This is a genomic window from Pseudoalteromonas sp. GW168-MNA-CIBAN-0100 (assembly GCF_040309225.1).
Lineage (GTDB): Bacteria > Pseudomonadota > Gammaproteobacteria > Enterobacterales > Alteromonadaceae > Pseudoalteromonas > Pseudoalteromonas arctica.
On sequence record NZ_JBEOOL010001062.1, the window covers coordinates 1 to 238 of the forward strand.

At 41.2% G+C, this 238-nt stretch carries 1 protein-coding gene; it reads left to right on the forward strand.

The genetic code is table 11. The features are described from left to right. Positions 1-238, forward strand: a 238-nt coding sequence (locus AAEY62_RS24615) for an aminopeptidase N C-terminal domain-containing protein (protein WP_350637111.1), incomplete at both ends; no start/stop codon positions are given.

Sequence of the window (238 nt, forward strand, 5' to 3'; positions counted from 1 at the left end):
TAGCAGAGCAACCTGTTGCCGTTTTATTGGAAGACTTTTCAGCCCCGTGTATATTAAAGCAGCACAGTAACGATCAAGACCTATTGCACATAATGCGCTTTGCGCGTAGCGATTTTTCGCGTTGGGATGCACAGCAACAGCTATTTATTAATGCGGTTAAGCGTGGTATTGCAAGCAAAAAACCTGAACCATTAAGTAATGAAATAATAGCAGCATTACAGGTATTAATAGCCAGTAG